Origin of the sequence: Limosilactobacillus sp. (assembly GCF_051873035.1) — a bacterium.
Lineage (GTDB): Bacteria > Bacillota > Bacilli > Lactobacillales > Lactobacillaceae > Limosilactobacillus.
The window spans coordinates 18,860-36,468 of the sequence record NZ_JBJEEL010000019.1; the positions used below are offsets into that span (position 1 = coordinate 18,860).

17 protein-coding genes are annotated in these 17,609 nt (G+C 46.2%); 2 read left to right on the forward strand and 15 right to left on the reverse strand.

Annotation, left to right across the window (positions count from 1 at the left end; translation table 11 throughout):
* Positions 1-22: 22 nt before the first annotated feature.
* Positions 23-262, forward strand: coding sequence for a D-alanine--poly(phosphoribitol) ligase subunit DltC (gene dltC / locus ACI31H_RS01970; RefSeq protein ID WP_439770319.1), 240 nt, complete (start codon positions 23-25; stop codon positions 260-262).
* Positions 255-1,550, forward strand: a complete 1,296-nt coding sequence (gene dltD, locus ACI31H_RS01975) for a D-alanyl-lipoteichoic acid biosynthesis protein DltD (RefSeq protein ID WP_439770320.1) — start codon at positions 255-257, stop codon at positions 1,548-1,550. Before dltC ends, dltD begins: the two co-directional genes overlap by 8 nt.
* A gap of 156 nt (positions 1,551-1,706) precedes the next feature.
* Here the strand turns inward: dltD and ACI31H_RS01980 are convergent, their stop codons facing one another.
* The 15 genes from ACI31H_RS01980 to prdA all read right to left on the reverse strand — a co-directional run bounded on the left by ACI31H_RS01980 (position 1,707) and on the right by prdA (position 17,557).
* Positions 1,707-3,203, reverse strand: a complete 1,497-nt coding sequence (locus ACI31H_RS01980) for a DEAD/DEAH box helicase (RefSeq protein ID WP_439770321.1) — start codon at positions 3,201-3,203, stop codon at positions 1,707-1,709.
* Between the two features lie 66 nt (positions 3,204-3,269).
* Entirely contained in the window at positions 3,270-4,649 is a 1,380-nt protein-coding gene (locus ACI31H_RS01985; protein ID WP_439770322.1) for a UDP-N-acetylmuramoyl-tripeptide--D-alanyl-D-alanine ligase, read from the reverse strand.
* 112 nt (positions 4,650-4,761) lie between these two features.
* Positions 4,762-6,195 carry an L-seryl-tRNA(Sec) selenium transferase gene (gene selA, locus ACI31H_RS01990; protein WP_439770323.1) on the reverse strand — a complete coding sequence of 478 codons (1,434 nt, stop codon included), beginning with the start codon at positions 6,193-6,195 and terminating at the stop codon, positions 4,762-4,764.
* The gene (locus ACI31H_RS01995; RefSeq protein WP_439770324.1) at positions 6,155-7,315 is read right to left on the reverse strand and encodes an aminotransferase class V-fold PLP-dependent enzyme; all 1,161 of its coding nucleotides are present in this window, start codon (positions 7,313-7,315) and stop codon (positions 6,155-6,157) included. The genes selA and ACI31H_RS01995 overlap by 41 nt, the downstream gene beginning before the upstream one ends.
* Before the next feature lie 11 nt (positions 7,316-7,326).
* On the reverse strand, positions 7,327-9,207 hold the full coding sequence (gene selB, locus ACI31H_RS02000; RefSeq protein ID WP_439770325.1) for a selenocysteine-specific translation elongation factor: 1,881 nt from the start codon (positions 9,205-9,207) through the stop codon (positions 7,327-7,329).
* Between the two features lie 22 nt (positions 9,208-9,229).
* Positions 9,230-9,487 (reverse strand): DUF3343 domain-containing protein, encoded by a 258-nt coding sequence (locus ACI31H_RS02005; protein ID WP_439770326.1) that lies wholly within the window; start codon positions 9,485-9,487, stop codon positions 9,230-9,232.
* 20 nt (positions 9,488-9,507) lie between these two features.
* The gene (gene yedF, locus ACI31H_RS02010) at positions 9,508-10,179 is read right to left on the reverse strand and encodes a sulfurtransferase-like selenium metabolism protein YedF (protein WP_439770327.1); all 672 of its coding nucleotides are present in this window, start codon (positions 10,177-10,179) and stop codon (positions 9,508-9,510) included.
* 23 nt (positions 10,180-10,202) lie between these two features.
* Positions 10,203-11,243, reverse strand: a complete 1,041-nt coding sequence (gene selD / locus ACI31H_RS02015) for a selenide, water dikinase SelD (RefSeq protein WP_439770328.1) — start codon at positions 11,241-11,243, stop codon at positions 10,203-10,205.
* A gap of 103 nt (positions 11,244-11,346) precedes the next feature.
* Complete coding sequence (locus tag ACI31H_RS02020) at positions 11,347-12,240, reverse strand: TSUP family transporter (RefSeq protein WP_439770329.1); 894 nt, start codon at positions 12,238-12,240, stop codon at positions 11,347-11,349.
* Positions 12,241-12,262: 22 nt separating this feature from the next.
* Entirely contained in the window at positions 12,263-13,279 is a 1,017-nt protein-coding gene (locus ACI31H_RS02025; protein ID WP_439770330.1) for a proline racemase family protein, read from the reverse strand.
* Between the two features lie 17 nt (positions 13,280-13,296).
* A complete protein-coding gene (locus ACI31H_RS02030) occupies positions 13,297-13,770 on the reverse strand; it encodes a glycine/sarcosine/betaine reductase component B subunit (protein ID WP_439770331.1) in 474 nt (157 codons plus the stop codon).
* A 15-nt stretch (positions 13,771-13,785) separates the two neighbouring features.
* Positions 13,786-14,532, reverse strand: coding sequence for a proline reductase cluster protein PrdD (prdD, locus tag ACI31H_RS02035; protein WP_439770332.1), 747 nt, complete (start codon positions 14,530-14,532; stop codon positions 13,786-13,788).
* A 78-nt stretch (positions 14,533-14,610) separates the two neighbouring features.
* Positions 14,611-15,336, reverse strand: a complete 726-nt coding sequence (gene prdB, locus ACI31H_RS02040) for a D-proline reductase (dithiol) protein PrdB (RefSeq protein ID WP_439770333.1) — start codon at positions 15,334-15,336, stop codon at positions 14,611-14,613.
* Positions 15,333-15,656 (reverse strand): CBO2463/CBO2479 domain-containing protein, encoded by a 324-nt coding sequence (locus ACI31H_RS02045; protein WP_439770334.1) that lies wholly within the window; start codon positions 15,654-15,656, stop codon positions 15,333-15,335. The genes prdB and ACI31H_RS02045 overlap by 4 nt, the downstream gene beginning before the upstream one ends.
* The gene (gene prdA / locus ACI31H_RS02050) at positions 15,656-17,557 is read right to left on the reverse strand and encodes a D-proline reductase (dithiol) proprotein PrdA (RefSeq protein WP_439770335.1); all 1,902 of its coding nucleotides are present in this window, start codon (positions 17,555-17,557) and stop codon (positions 15,656-15,658) included. The genes ACI31H_RS02045 and prdA overlap by 1 nt, the downstream gene beginning before the upstream one ends.
* Positions 17,558-17,609: the final 52 nt, after the last annotated feature.

Below are 17,609 nucleotides of genomic sequence, written 5' to 3' on the forward strand. Positions count from 1 at the left end.
ATTTTTTAGGAGGAATATTATTATGCAAGAACAAATTATTAACATTTTAGCCGATGCTACTGGCCGTGACGCTGCTGACTTCAGTGATGCTTCCCAAGACCTGTTTACCAGTGGTCTTCTCGACTCGATGGCAACGGTTAGCCTTTTACTTGGTTTACAAGATCAATTTGGGGTCCAAGTTCCGGTTTCTGAATTTGACCGGAGCCAATGGAACACGGTGGAAAAGATTGAACAACGGGTAAAGGAGCTTCAAAATGCATAATGGCCGGAAACTGTGGTCAATTTTTGGCCCCGTTATTCTGGCGTTTGTCTTGGTACTAGTACTCTTTTCCTTGCCAATTAAGGGCCGGCACAGTACCCAGATAGAAAAACAGGCTGCGGTTTCGCTGAGTCCCATTGTTTTTAAGAATCAATCGATTAAAAAGCAGGCTTTGCGCGACCGCCACGTTAACTTCGTCCCCTTCTTTGGCTCGAGTGAGTTACGCCGGATGGATCGCTACCACCCATCAGTGATGGCAGCACGTTATCACAACTACACCCCCTTCCTGTTTGGGTCACGGGGCACCCAGTCATTACCACAGTTTTTTAACATTAACTCAATGGAAAATGAGATGAAGGACCAAAAAGCTGTCTACATCATCTCCCCACAATGGTTTACCAAGCAAGGGGTGATGGCACCCGCCTTTAAGTATTACAACGGCTCGTTTGCCAACTTAACCTGGCTGCAAAAAGCCAACCCGAACTCCCCCTACGACCGCTATACAGCCCGTCGTTTACTGAGTTTAATCGGTACTGATGGTACGGTTGGGGCCGCTGCCCGTAAGATTGCCGCTGGTCACTCCCTTAATCGTTGGGACCGGCTGGTCATCAATACCCGGGTGAAGATGCTTGAACATGAGGATGCCCTTTTCTCTGAATTCCAGATTAACCAGAATTACCAAAGGTACATCCTGCCCAACATCCAAAAACTACCTAAGAAGTACAATTACGACGCCCTCTACCACGACGCTGTTAAGACGGGTGAGCACGATACTACTAACAACCGTTTCCGGGTTAAGAATAGTTTCTACACAAAGCGAATTAAGCCGAACGAGAAACATCTGGCAGGAACTCAAAAGAAGATCAACTATACCTCCTCGCCGGAATATGGTGATCTGCAGGTGGTCTTAAATCAGTTTAAGAATACCAATTCCAATGTCTTATTTGTTATCCCACCGGTTAATGCTAAGTGGGAAAAGTTCACTGGCCTAAACATGTCAATGTACTACCGTTCAGTGGAAAAGATTAAGTTCCAACTACGTGAACAGGGCTTTAACCATGTCCTTGACCTATCACACGATGGTGGTAAAACTTCATTTATGGAAGATACCATCCATATTGGTTGGGCTGGTTGGGTCAAGTTTGATCAAACTAGCAGTCACTTTATTGAAAAGTCGCAGCCAGCACCACACTACCGGTTGAGCGACCAATTCTTAACTACTAAGTGGCAAAAGTTGAACCCCACCCCTGCTAACCTACAGCAGTTTAAGGAACACCAACTGAATAAATAATCAAAAGGGAACATGATCGGCTTCGTAATCATGTCCCCATAAGCATAAACGGCCGCAAGCATTCGGAAAACTCGAATGCTTGCGGCCGTTTATGTATCAAGCCGATGACTTTTAACCTGTCGAACAGAATTAAGTCACGGCCTTTTTTTATGCTAACTAGTCTTCCTGACGGTGCCGAATGTTAAAGGCATGCCGACTAGAATGACTCCGTCCGTGGTTATCACGGCGGTGACCACCATGTCCACGATAGTTATTGTTTCGCCGGTGACCATTATGGTGACGGTAGTGGTTGCCACCATGGTAGTCATTCCGCTTACTTCCCCGGTGGCGCCGTGGTAATGGCCGTTCAGGGGTTATCTTAACGGGTACTTCACTAGCAGCCTCCTTCGTCATATCATTTAGCAGGGCTGCTACTAGGTCAACCGCATTATGGGTCTCCAGCAGTTGTTCCGCCGCCTCCCGGTAACGATCGGTGGAGTCCTGAGCGATCAACTCATCGATATCATTAAAGGCGCTCGCTACTTGTCCTTTGAAGGCTTCCTCGGCCGACGGTGGCTTTAGCGGTAGCATCCGTACCCGGGTTAACTTCTCAATTTCATGAAGGTACTCCATCTCATTTGGCGTTACAAACGTTAAGGAGGTTCCGTGGTGTCCAGCCCGGCCCGTCCGGCCAATCCGGTGGACATAGCTATCTGGATCTGAAGGGATATCGTAATTATAAACATGGGTAACCCCTGAAATGTCTAGTCCCCGGGCCGCCACATCAGTTGCGACTAAGATATCCAAGTCACCATTTTTAAACTTCTTCATGATCTTGGTCCGCCGTTCTTGGGTCAGGTCACCATGAATACCGGCAGCGTTATAACCACGGGCAATCAGGCCCTTAGATAGCTCATCAACCCGCCGCTTTGTCCGTCCAAAGACAATCGTTAGGTCTGGATCCTGAACGTCAATTAACCGCGTCATAATATCAAACTTCTCGTAGTCCCGCGCCCGGACGTAATATTGGTCAACCAGGTCGGTTGTCAGCTCCTTGGCCTTAATCCGGACGGTTTCCGGGTTAGTCATAAACTGCTCACCGATCTTTTTGATCTCCGGTGGCATCGTTGCGGAAAACAGTAGGGTTTGGCGCTGCGCGGGGGTTTCCTTGATGATGGCTTCAATATCATCCAAGAAGCCCATGTTGAGCATTTCATCGGCCTCATCCAAGACCAGGGTCTGGATATGATCCAACTTAACTGTGTGCCGGCGTAAGTGGTCTCGTAACCGTCCGGGTGTTCCCACTAAGATTTGGGGATGGTGTTTCAGACTCTTAATTTGCCGCCGAATATCCGCACCACCGTAAACTACTTGCACCCGAACATACTTGTCCTTACCGAGCCGGTACAGCTCTTCTTGTGTTTGAATGGCTAATTCCCGGGTCGGCGAAATAATAATCGCCTGAATGTTGGGATTGTCGGTATCAACATGCTCAATAATGGGAAGGCCAAACGCTGCCGTCTTCCCGGTCCCGGTTTGTGCCTGGCCGATTACGTCCTGGCCCTTTAATACCATGGGAATTGTCTGTTCCTGAATTGGGGTGGCCTCTTCATAGCCACTCCGCTTAATTGCCTTTAGCAGGCTCTGCGATAAACCTAATTCGCTAAACTTCAAAAATTTTCCTCCTAAAAATGACCAGTCGGTTGGTGGAATTCCACCATACCGGCTGGTAATTAAACTTTATTGTTCTTTAATTGCTGCTAGGACCTTTTCCAAATGAATACCGTGACTAGCCTTCAAAAGAACCATGTCATCGGCGGTCAGAGTTGCATTTAAATCCGTACTTAACTGCTCTAATTGATCGGTTTGGTAATAGTGGATTGCCGCAGCCGGGTACTGGTCTTGGATAAGCTGGTCCCGTAAATGAACCATTTCCGGCCCCACTAAGTAGACTGCTTGAATCTTTTGTGGGTTAATCTGACTGGCTAGACTAGCATGCAGACGCGGTGCTGCATCCCCTAATTCTAGCATATCCCCTAAGACAGCGATCCGTTTGCCGTTAGTAGGGATTTCGCTAATGGTCTTTAAGACCTGCTTAGCCGCGGTCGGGTTCGAGTTGTAGACGTCACTCAAAACCTGTGCACCACTTTTACTCTTAAACCACTCTGCCCGGTTTTCGGTCAGTTCTACATTGGCGAGCGCCGCCTTCATATGGGCAGGACTAATGTGGAGTCGCTTACCAACCGCCATTGCCGCTAAGGCATTATTAACGTTGTACTCACCGACCATTGGGATAGTGAACTCCTCATCCGGCCATTCGTTAACCGTGAATTCAATTGAACGGGAACCATCGTTAACGCTAGTAGCATAAAGATCATCGGTCAGTTGCCGGCCAAAACGAACTGTTTGTTGTGGCAGGTCCTTAACCCGGTCATTTAGTAACGGTTCATCCCCGTTATAAACAAGGACCCCGTCCTCTTTGAGACCATTGGTAATCTCCATTTTAGCATCGGCAATCCGGTCACGGGTACCAAAGAATTCGATATGCGCTTCGCCGATCATCGTGATCACGGCAATATCAGGGCTAACTAGCTTACTGAGGAAGTCAAGCTGGCCAAACCGGTCCATCCCCATTTCAACAACTACCACTTCGGTATTGGATTCCATATTTAATAGGGTAACGGGAACGCCAATTTCGTTATTAAAGTTAGCATAGGTCTTAGTCACGTTTAACTGCGTACTGAGGATTGATGCAATCATATCCTTAGTCGTCGTTTTACCGTTACTACCAGTTACTGCCACCACGATCGGGTTAATCTTCCGCAGGTAGTACTTACCAAGCTGTTGAAGAGCCTTTAGGGGGTCATCAACAACTAATAGCGGGTGGTGGTGATCTGTTAATGAGTGGTCACTGGCCCATAGTGAAGCTGCCGCACCGTTAGCAAAAGCAGTCTCAACATACTGATGACCGTCATGAGCCCCTTGGAGGGGGATAAAGAGTGCTCCTTGCTCAAGATGGCGACTATCAAAGGAAACGCTAGTCACCTCTATCTCTTTCCATTGTTCAATTTCATTTTGCGCGTCAATTGCCTTAGCAATCTCGGCTAACTTCATCTTCATTGAAAAGCTACCTCTTCTTTTAATACTTTGGTCTAGCTTCATAATTATACCACCCTCCCGACGGAAAGGCAGTAACAATAATAACGCAATATTAATCGGCCGCCAAATACGGTTAATTTTCCTTCATTAATTCGCTAATTCGGGTACAGATCTTATCGCCATCCCCCGCCTGAAGGGTACGAACGTCGAAGATGATTTGGTCATGCTCAAGTCGGGCAATAATCGGTGGTTCTCCCGTCCGCAATAATTCTTCCATCTTGGTTGCTGAATACCGGCCAGTAAACGTAAGGCAAACTAATGATGTCGGTAATTCATAGCCAGGGAAAGAACCACCGCCTACCTGTGAGCTTCCCTTTTGGACGGTTACCTTAACGTTAGGAAGCACCGCTAGCTTATTTGCCAGCTGCTGTGCACGGGTTGCCAGGGTCGCGGAACTAACGGTGATCATTCGTAAGGTTGGGATCTGCTTAATTGCAGCCGTTGGATTACGGTAAAACTGTAGGGTTGCCGCTAGGGCCGCCAGGGTCATCTTATCTACCCGGAGAGCCCGGAGGAGTTGATTATGCTTAATTTGTTCAATCAATTGCCGTTTCCCAGCGATGACCCCAGCCTGGGGACCGCCGAGGAGCTTATCACCAGAGAAGGTAACGATATCACTAGTTGCCACTGCCTCTTGAATAAGTGGTTCACGGGGTAGGCCATACTTACTGAGGTCGATTAAGAGGCCACTACCTAGGTCATTGATCATTGGGATACCGGCCTCATGGGCTAGGCGTTGCAGGTCAGCCGGATCGGGCTTTTCGGTAAATCCAATGATCCGGTAGTTACTGGTATGAACCTTTAAAATTGCGCCGGTTTCTTCGGTAATAGCTTCCTTATAGTCACGCAGGTGGGTCTTATTAGTGGTCCCCACTTCACGAAGGGTACCACCACCCTTAGTAATTATTTCTGGTACCCGGAAGGAACCCCCGATTTCGACCAGCTCACCACGCGACACGATTACTTCCTTATTGGGCACCAATGTATCCAGGGTAAGCATTACAGCAGCTGCGTTATTATTTACCACTAAGGCGTCTTCGGCCCCGGTCAGTTCACACAGCAGCTTTTCAATGTGGTGGTACCGTAACCCCCGCTTTTTAGCTGCCAACTTATATTCCAGGTTAGAGTAGGAAAACATGATTTGGTTCAGGTAATCCTTGATTGCTGGGCTTAACAGCGACCGGCCTAAGTTGGTATGCAAAATAACCCCGGTTCCGTTAATTACCGGTCTGAGGGAAAGCTGGTTGTCAAGTCGGGTTTGTTTCAGTACCAGCTTGACTACCTGGTCCAAACTGACCTTAGTTAGTTGACCAGCCAGGATCTGCTGACGAAGTGTATTCAGTACCTGGTCAATCACCTTTTTTATTTCCCGGTCACCATTGGCCGCAATCAGTTGTTGAATCTGATCGTCCTGGATTAGGTCATTGACTGCCGGAATCTGACGTAATAGCTCTACCTGCGTTTGCTTATTCTCCACGGTCTTCACCTGCCATCTTTGCAATTTCATTAATCGCTGCACTAGCCGCTTCAACATCATCCATCGTGTTAAACGAACAGAAGGAGAAGCGCACAATCCCCTGCTCAACCGTTCCTAGGGCACGGTGAATCAGCGGTGCACAATGGGCTCCCGAACGGGTAGCGATCCCCTGCTCGGTTAGGTAGGCACTTACATCAGCTGAGTTGAGCCCCTTAATATTTAAGCCAATGGTACCGACGTGTGGTGCCGCAAGGTTAGTATAGATCTCAACATTTTCATTCTGTTGGATCCGCTTAGCAAATTCATCTGCCAGGGCAATGGTCTTTTCACCCATTGCTTGAAGGTCATGTTCTTGTAAATAGTCAATTCCTGCACCCAGGCCGGCAATTCCTGGGACGTTAATCGTTCCACCTTCCAAACGCTCTGGAAGACGGTTAGGCATTGCCGGATTAAATGAGTCAATGCCACTACCACCAGAAATTAATGGTTCAACCGGAAGATCACGCTGGAAACAAATTCCCCCGGTCCCTTCTGGACCATAAAGTGACTTATGACCAGTAAAGCATAGTACGTCAATGCCGAGTTCTTGCATATCAATTGGTAGTACCCCAGCCGTCTGCGCTGCATCCACTACTACGATGACGTGGTGACGGTGACAAATTTCAACAACTCGCTTTAAATCAACTGTATTGCCAATCACATTGGACGCGTGCGTACAAACCATCATCTTAGTATTCGGCTTAATAGTTTTTTCCAGGGCCGCGAGATCGACGAGGTTAGTGGCCGGGTCCAGTGGTAGGAAGCTATGGGTAACCCCCCGAGACTCCAGCTGATAGATCGGCCGAATTACAGAGTTATGGTCATAGTCCGTTGCAATCACGTCATCCCCTGACTTTAGATAACCCTTAATAACGTTATTTAATGCTTCGGTAACGTTCTTAGTGAACACAACTAGCGAACTATCCGGAACGTTAAATAGTTGTGCGACCTTTTGGCGCGTCTGGTACACCACCTCGTTGGCATTAACCGCAATTGGATAGGCCCCTCGGGAGGGGTTACCATACTGCCCACTACTCAGTACCTTAAAAACGGCCTTGGCAACTGCTTGTGGCTTTTGAACTGTCGTTGCACCATTATCTAAATAAATCATTTATCTCACCCTTATGAATTCAAGACATGTAGTCGATTGAGTCGTTTAGTAATACCATCCTTATCTAACCGTTCCAAAACCATCATGGCATACTTTCGGGAACTTGCCGTTAGGTCACGATAGCCACTGAGGTCGATCCCTTCTGGATGCTTTTTTAAGTATTCAACCACTTTCGTAACCACCCGTTGGTAGACCGGCTGTGCAAAGTAATAGCCATCACCAAGGCCGATAAAGTCCTGCCCATCGAACGCCGCCAAAATTGGGGCGGGGTCCTGATCATCAATTACCAAGTCAGTTACTTTAAATGGTGTTAAATCAGCCGTCGTCATCTTCTTAAGCAAGGCGGCCTTCAGCTGGGCTTGTTTAGGCGTTAGTTGGACAGTAAAGTCACTTGTCGCTACTAAATTATTAGTTACCTTTATCACACCGTCCGCTAGTAAGTGGTCAAATACCTCACTTCCTAGCGACAGACTTAACCAATCATTAATTTGCGAAATTACTTCCGGCCTTGGTAGCCCGGCCTTCAATGGGTTAGCCGCTTGTGACTTCCGTAAATAGGTTACAACGCGCTCCTGGATATGCTGCAATTGTGGCTCCGTCAAATAATAATTACCCAGCTTAATCAGGCGGTGTGCGGCCACTAGACTGGTCAGTAGCTTAGTAGCACTATCATCATCAATATCCAAGAGGCTCGCCAGGGTCGCCGTGGTTGCCGCTTCAACCCCCGAATTTGTAAGGTAATCCAGAATAATTGCCGACTGGTCACCACTGGCACGAATTTGGAGGGTCTTAATAATCGACTCGTTATTCCGCGAATGGTACTTAGCATTGGCAGATAGTACGCGACCACCGGCAACGGTAACCATTGGTGAATACGTCCGAATGATAAAACGATCACCATTCTTAACCGCTACGGGTTCTTCTAACCGTAACTGTGCAAGACACTTAGTACCGCTCTTGATCGTATCTTCTCCCATAGGATAGATGCGGCCAAAGACCTCGACCGACCCAATGTAGAGACGGAAACGTTCATTTAGTTTTAACGCTGGAACTGCTGGCAACATCTGTAGTTCCACATCTAATAACTTACTAGGTGCAACATTACCCTCTGTCGTGACCACATCACCCTTGTGAAGTGCACTGGCCTTCACATCCAGGTTTAATGCTACCCGGTGGTCAGGTTCAGCAACCGGTTGGTCCGCATCGTTAACCTGAATATTTTTTACCCGGACCGGTAATTGGTCAGGATAAACAACTAGACTATCCCCCAGCTTAATCGAACCGTCAATTAGGGTTCCGGTAACCACCGTTCCATGCCCCTTAATTGTAAATACCCGGTCAATATTTAGCCGCGGATCAGTCCCTGGCCGGTGTTTTTGAACCTTGCTGGCCACCTTATCCATTACCTTAATTAGGTCGTCGATTCCTCGACCGGTAACTGCATCCGTAACTACTAAGGGGGCATCTGCCAGTGGTGTATCCTTGAAGTGTTCGCGAATATCATCGATGGTGAGCTGGCACATCTCAGGATCCACGGAGTCCGCCTTAGTCACCGCGATCACAAAATTCTTAATTCCCAGTAAAGTAAGTATTTCGGCATGCTCCTCGGTTTGAGGCATTACTCCTTCACCAGCGTCGACTACTAATAGTGCCATATCAATTCCCGTTAATCCGGAAATCATATTTTTCAAAAACTTCTCATGACCTGGCACATCCACAAACGCAATCCGCTTTTTGCTCGGTAAATCAAAATAAGCGAAGCCTAAGTTAATCGTTAGACCCCGCTTTTTTTCTTCCGGAGCAGTATCGGTATCGGTCCCTGTTAGACGCTTGATGAGGGTTGTTTTGCCATGGTCGACATGTCCTGCAGTTGCAGTAACAATATAATCCATGATTCAATAATCCCGCTTTCTTTTATTCAATCACCGTATAGCTACTCTTAATTCCGTCACGAAGGGCATGGTAAAAGCCCTTGTAACTAACATTATTTTCATCTAGTAACTTGCGCAGTCGATCCGTATCGGCTAAGTCAAATCGTAGGCTTAAGCCACAGCCGGCCACAATTTGGCCTGGTGTACCGATCAGACGTGCATGAAATTGGTTACTTTTCGCTAACGTCTCTGTCTTAATTGCCTCATGAGTAGAATCAAAGACAACTAATCCGTATTCCATATGCACGGTTAATCACCCTACTAGCAAGGCTTGACAACCCGGTGAGCAGTCCGCATTAATTCCGTGATGCGGAACATGTTGGTAATGGAACCTACACCAAGTTGGTCCTTGATGTCAAAGAAGTTGACACAGATTCCACATTCCATGACCTTAACACCCAGCTTTTCAAGGGCTTGGAGGTCTTCAACCGTATCTGAGTCCTTCATAGCTAACTTAACACCGCTGTTGTACATCAGAATGTATTCAGGCAGGACATCTTGTTCCGTCAGTGAGGAAATAAAGCTCTTCGTTAATTGCTTACCCAGGGTAGCATCACCACGGCCAACTTCATCTGAGTTAAGAACAACAATGTAACCATCTGAAAGACGAATACTGTTGTAAGCCGCTGGTTCAATCCGCTGTTGGTCATTACCATCATCAATAACGGAGGCACTGATAGCAGCATCACAAGCAGTTGGTGTTGTGGTCGTGGCGGACGTCTTACCTTGCTTCTTAACGGTCACTGCCCATTCATGGTCACCCTTTTGGTCAACCGAAACATGATAGCCTAGTTGTTTAGCCATCTTAGAAATATTTTCGGTCGCAATCTTTTCACTTACGCGGGTGACGACCTCGTCATTATCACGTAATGCCCGCCGGGTCATAATATTTGGTGCTGGACAAGCCTTACCCATTGCGTCAACTGTTTCCATAACTAACGATCTCCTTTTTATATTTAATCCACGATAATTTCTGCTGGGTCCGCTGGATCCTTCTTAGTAACTTTACCAATAATTGCGGGCTTCGTTGTCAGCTTCGACAATTTAGCCATCATCTCATCAGCATACTTTGGTTGTACCGCAATTAACAATCCACCAGAAGTTTGTGGATCAAACAGTACTTCTTCTAGGGCATAGTCATCAAAGGTCATCTTGATACGATTGCCGAGGAAGTCACGGTTCCGCTGACCACCAGCAGTGGTTAGGAAGTTACTACCACATTCGTAGGCTTCTGGAATCATTGGAATATTTTCCGCGGTCAAAGTAGCCTGGTATTCACCATGCAACATTTCAGTCAGGTGACCAGCCAGACCGAAACCAGTAATGTCAGTACATGAGTCAACTGGGTATTCCCGCATGATGTCAGCAGCATACTTGTTAAGGGTCGTCATTGAAGTAATCGCAGCTTGATAAGCCTCTTCACCAACTTGCTTAGCATTATATGCGGAGACTACCATTCCAACACCTAAAGGCTTCGTCAAAATGAGCACGTCACCATCTTTAACTTGGTCATTACGCAAAATTTTATCTGGCGCAACCTTACCCATTACTGAAAGGCCGTACTTAGGACGGTGGTCATGAATTGAGTGACCACCCGCCAGAATTCCACCGGCCTCTTTAACCTTTTCGGCACCACCCTTTAAGATCTTTTCCAAGACCTGCATGTTACTATCTTCCGGGAAGCAAACAATATTGAGACAGGTCACCACGTCACCACCCATTGCAAAGACGTCTGATAATGCATTCGTCGCTGCAATTTGTCCAAATAAGTACGGGTCAGTAACCATTGATGGGAAGAAGTCAAGGGTTTGGATAATGGCGGTATTATCATCAATCCGATAAACTGCCGCATCATCATCCGAATTATATCCGACTAACAACCGGTCGCTTTGCTTCGGCCGCGGTAACGATTTTAGAATTGCTGCAAGGTTACCGGCACCAATTTTGGCATTGCAACCACCACACACGGTTAAAAAGTCATCATTAGCTGATGCCATCCTTCATCTCACTCCTTAAGTTTTTAATTAAGGCTTATTCAAGCCTATGTATTGACCATGGGGTAACCCCCCATGGCCAAGATTAGAATATGTGCTTAGGCAGTTAGGCCTTGTTTTGGGCCTTGAACTTCCGAATACCTTCAACCAACATCAGGATTGAAGTGTAGATCATAACAATGATAACCAGCCAAGTTAACATCTTAACATTCATACTCTTAACGAAGGTGTATGCAATGTAAACACCAAGGCAACCACAAATTGTAATCGCAATTGATGGTACCCGTGCGTAGTCATCATTCTTAATGAAGGTGTGAGCAGCAACTGGCATCAGTGCCGCACATGAAGCCATCATGATTGGGAAGGTTACCAGTGGGTTCATCCCCATCAGGTAAACCAGTGCCAAACATGGTGCATACAGACCGATTCCGGCCGTCATTAAGGCCCCCAGGATGAAGTTAACAATAGCCGCAACCCAGAGTTTCCAACCATGAATTCCCATCGCCGTGTTACCAGCACCAAGGGCTGCCGTTACACCCGTAACTGATAGAATCATCAGGACCGCGGTGATCGCTAGGGCAATCCCCATAACAACCTGAATCTTCTTTTCATCAAGTTTAGAAACAACTCTGGCACCTAACCAGGAACCAAGAATAGCTGCAACTACCATTACCAGTAAGGTAGTACTCTCAACCTTAACTGTACCGGTGTACAGGAAGGCTTCCACCAGGACTGGAATAGAACATGCAACCGTTAACGTCCCTGGTAGTAACTTATCATTTTTTAATGAGTGGGTCAGTTTCAGGAACATCGTCGTTGGTGCATAAGAACCAATTCCCAGTGTATCAAAGAAGTTGGTAATGAAACCAATAATCCCTGTAACAATCCAGTTCCCATCGTTGATCTTCTTGCGGTTAACAATTAGGTCCCGCCCAAAGATGATCACGATGTAAATTAACATGATGGTCAAAATGACCCGGACAATAAGTGTACCGTTCATATGCTAATACCTCCTAATTGATTTATTTGAGGTTAAAACCTCCTGATAGAGGATCATGCGGATCAAATAGTAAGGTATTAAAGCCGGTAATATATGCAGAACCAGTAACTTCTGGAATAACGGCCTTTTGGTCTCCTATTGTCGTTTCCTTCAGAACTCTACCAACAAATTTAGTTTGTAAGATACTTTCGTAAACAAACTTTTCGTTCAGGCCTAGTTCACCCTTGGCATACAGGGTAGCCATCTTGGCACTCGTCCCTGTCCCACATGGTGAGCGGTCAACCTGTCCGTCACCAAAGACAACAACGTTTTGCATCGTCGCGTCTTCAGACTTAGGGTCACCGTACATTTCAACCAGGTCAATGGTATTGATGTATGGCATTGTTGGGTGTTGAACCTTGATTTGGTCATTGGCAGCGTGCAGGATCTTCATCCCAATTTCTGCCAACTTAGATGAGTTTTCTGGAGCAATCTTTTCCTTGACTTCAGCAACTGGTAAGATTGCAAAGAAACTACCACCAAATGATACATCCAATGTGATCTTACCCAGATCAGGAACATCAATTGTGACATCTTTCTTGTACAAGAATGCTGGTACGTTTTGGAAAGAAACACTGTCAACAACGAATGGTTCTGACATGTGAGCCGTTGCCCGAATAATTCCAGCTGGAGCTTCAAGGACAACTTGCTTCTCACGGTCACTTTCCTTAACGTCAACCATTCCGTTTTCAACAATCGCTGTTACTGCAGCAATTGTGTTATGACCACACATGTTAAGGTAGCCACCAGTATCCATAAAGATAATTCCAAAATCAGCCTCGGGGTTCTTTGCCGGTACTAAGAAGGCACCGAACATTTCACTGTGGCCCCGTGGTTCGAGCATAATAGCTTTCCGCAAATCGTCATGGTGGTCAATGAGGTATTGCTTTTCTTCAGCAATCGTATCCCCTTCCAGCTTTGGAATACCACCAATTACGATCCGTGCGGCTTCACCAGCGGTGTGTGAGTCAATAACACTCAGCATTCTGTTAAACTTCATCTTTATATACCTCCCGTCTATTCATTTCCATCCGCTCGCATCTTGAGCTTCAGTAAACCGAGAGCCTTATTTGCGTCATGCAAATCAAGGTTGTTCTCGCCAACAACTGTGGTTTCTATCCCTTGAGCAGACTTATTTATGTCCAAAACATATTTCGTATAGTCGTTGCTGACTACAAAGGTCGCCTGTTTACCAATAAATTTTAAGCCAACAATCGAAATACCTTCATCACCGATCGCCGACATGGTATTCATAAAATCAACGTCCGAGTTTCCCCAGCCGTCTGCCGAAATAACGGCTCCATGAGTTCCCATCCCCTTGAGCCACTTAGCGGTTCGTTGGCCAACTAAGTGTTTTAAGGTATTATCTTGCGGGGTTCCGACAACTACTATTCCCTGAAGGTTGATATCAGGATCGCTGCCAAAAACCTGTACTAGGGGATCGCGAAAGTGGTGAAGCGTCGTTTCCTTTGTCGATGGACCGACACCCATAGATAATCACCCCTTCTAAACCATTGCGTGAATTGCACCATCACGGTATTCGTTTGGTGTTAATAGCACCGGAAAGTTGTCCATATCAATGATCGATTCGCCCCCGTGCATTCCACTAGGCTCAGTGGGGAACAAGAGGTTATCATACATTGCCCCTTGCCCAGCCACTTGTTTAACAATCACAACATTGGGCTTACCCTTTCCTTGGTTTGGATAATTATGGTATTCGTGCGTCTCACTTGCTTCCCGCCCATCAATCATCTTCATGAGTTTTCTGAGTGGTTGCAGGTAGTCATCCGCATATTTAAAAATATCAGTAAATAGTTCACGACTATATTCATATTTGGCGCCAAGTAAAACGTCAAAAGAAATAATGTAATCATCTGGGCCTGGTGTTCCAGCCATCCCTAATTTAATTTGGTCCTTCAAGATCCCATCCGAAGAGCCAAAATCATGGAGCTGTTTACCAGTGACATCAGCGCCCGTAATGATCATCTCAACACCGGTTAAGGTATGGGTTAGCCCATTACCTAAGCTACCAAGTACCTTAGTCGAAATGGGAACAACATCCATAATGGAGTTAACCGGAACGTCCAGATGGTGAGGACGAATTATTCGAATCTTAATTGAGTCATAAAACGAAGGCAGTTCTTCATGAATCTGCTGAGGGATTGTGAGGTGACCAGCATTAAATCGATACTCGTCACCAAAAGTAACATCCTGAACATCAAAGGACTTAATTTTCAAGATATCGTCTTCCATAGGTTTTCCCTCTTTCTAAATAAGGCGCGGCCATACAAAAACTCATATAGCCGCGCCTTATATTAGCCTTATTTGAGGTTAAATATCGGCAACATACTCGTACGGAAGTGGTACGATCTTGCCAGGTTGGTCAATTTCCACCAGTTGTTTCAACGTATCTTTTACGATGCCCGTTTGCATCTCCACGTTGTTTGGTTCGCCGGCATTGGCACCCATTGGTACACGAGGAGCAACGGCACGTGGCGTACCTTGCTGACGTACTACTGGAGGTAACGCTGCAATGATAATAGTAGGAATCCCTAGAGATTCAATAGCTCGCTGCACGATCACGGCAGTTCTGTGGCAGGTACCTCAACCAGCAGTCAGAATAACGCCATCGACGCCTTCCTCTTTAACCTTCTTGGCAATTGCAGGACCAGTCTTTTCAGTGAAGACCTTAACGTCTCCACCACCACCCATACAAGTATAGAAGTTTGGAGCAAGTGAACCGATGAAGCCTTCATCAGCAAGTTCACGTAAACGATCAATTGGGAACATGCAGTTGATGTCCTTGTTAACATCGGTGTTATCGTAACCACCGTGTGAAACCATCAACTCGTCGTCCTTAGCAGTGCTTGGGACAACCCGGTAACTAGTATCACCGGCCAGGTTGAAAGGCTTATCTTTCTTCAAATGAACACCAGCGGCAGTAACAATCGCAATCTTCATGTCCTTAAGCGGCTTCGTTACTTTAGCGAAAACCGGCTTTGGCGTAATCGGAACGAAGACTTCGGATTGTAAGCCATCAATTTTTAATAAGCTCATTCCTGTTTCCTTCCTTTCTCTTTGGCAATTGCAGCCATTCGTTTTTTGTATTCATGAAGCGCGCCTAAGTACTTTTGGTTTGCTTCAGTGTCAAGAACTTCTGGATAAGACATTAACCAGCCGACCTCTTCACCAACTTTTGGATCATACTCCGTAATCAGGAGACGACGTGGAATATCCATCTTCCCCATCCGTCCTTTGAAGTCGATTTTAACACTAACATCATTAACTTCGGTAATCACGCCTTCAAATACGCGCTCCGTCGATGAATACTTTAGCTTATCGATTTCCGAAGAATAATCCATCCGTTTATCAGTCATTAGTCAACATCCTTCTCATAGTGTTCCTTACGCTTCTTACTCATTGGTAAGCTTTGTTCGTTCTTAACCAGGTTGATCTTCTTACCAGTGGCCTTTTCAATCAAGTCGATGTTGTTCAACTTAACATTAGGGTTCCACTTACGTTCTGGCTTCTTAATCTTTCCACCAGCCATCTTGGTTTCAAGCATTGCGAGAGCACGAATAGCGTCTTCTTGACAAAGCGTGTTGTTTTCAAGAACTTCGTTTTCAATCCCCCACTTGGACTTGTTGTTATCAACAATTGCGTCCATGTACTTGTTACCAGTAACCAGTTCACCTTGAACGGCGGAGTAGGTAATACCAACAACTGGAACACCACGTGAACCAATGGCTTCGATGTTTTCACCGTAGTCAATGTGGTTGTTACCAAATCCTTCAGTCGTAACAATGGCACCATCCAGGTCCATTGCTTCGGCCCACATACCAAGACGCTTAGAAACATAGCTCTTTTGCGTGTTAGCTTGTGGTGAACCAATTAAGCAGACACCAACAACGTCGATATCTTCATCAGCCAAGGCTTCTTCAACCAGTGGTTCACGCCAGTAGTGACGTGAAGTTTCCTTAGAAGCAGGTCCGATACAAGTAAGGGCATGGATACCACCATCAAGGATTTCCAGTGGTGAAAGCATAATTGGCAAGTTACCAAGGTCAACGTTAGCTTGTGCGCCAAGGGTCCCAACTGGTTCCTTAGGAAGAATCAGGTTATCGTGCATTGCACCTTGACCCATGATTTCCTTAACTAACAGAACCCGCTTGTTACCGAAACGACGCTTTTGTTCAAGCTTTTCAGTATTAACAACTAAGCTGTCATCAGCCTTCTTAAGGGCTTCACGAATGTGTTCAACAATCGTGTCCGCTGCTTCGTGGGCACCACGTGGTCCACGACGTTCACGGTTAGTACCAGCTTGGACGGTTGCGTTAATAACTAACATGATTTCGCCCTTGTCAATGGCACCTGGGCGACCCCACATAACGTTTTCATCAACGTAACCTTCGGATGAACCGAATTCACCAACTTGAACACCATTTTCATCAGTACCAGTCAGAACGGTAACAACGCCGTCGAGAACACGGGTAACACCTTCACCAAGTTCACCCTTTTCCTTGGTAGCAATTGGTTGAACGTCCATGATACTGTTGGTGTACTTGTGGTAATCATCAGGGGTAATGACACTAATCTTCATATCCTTGACGATTTCGTGATTTTCAAGCGCATCCTTGCAAAGTTTGTCGGGGTTACCAATAACCAACGTTGTACCGTCAATCTTGGTCTCATCCCCAAATTCGACCTTATCGATCTTAAAGTGCTTCCGAGTTAAGCTCCGAACAACTTCTTCGTCAACTTGTGGTTCTTGTTGAGAAGCAGCTGTGCCGTTGCTTTCTTGGCTAGCAGCAGGTGCACTTTGCACAGCACCTTGATTAACCAGTGCCAACGGAACATCCAACTTGATGTCCTTACCTTCCTTAACGGAAAGGTGTAATACACCATCGGATACACCGTTATTAGCAACTGCGGTAGTAGTTACATCTGAAGAAGCAGCTGATGAGTCATCATCCTTGGCAGATGAGTCATCTGAAGCATCTTCATCATCTTTTTGTGCTGAAGGATCCTGAATATTGTCAACAACATCCGGTGTCAACGGAAGTAAAGCATCCATCGTCTTGTTTAGAGTGGCTCCTAAAACCTGACCAATGGTTAAAACATTGTCAGGCAACTCTAACAGACCTGAATCCTCATAATCAGGGAACAGCGTTGGATCTTCCAGGTCGGAAGCTTCCAACAGCTTACCCTTTTCCCGCCGGCAACAAAGTACGGCCGGGTCGTTGAGGTGCTCCTTAGCAGTTTCAACTGAAATAGACATAGGCCAACCTCCTTAAATAATGTTCAGTTAGCCGAGCCTGTAGACGGATCGA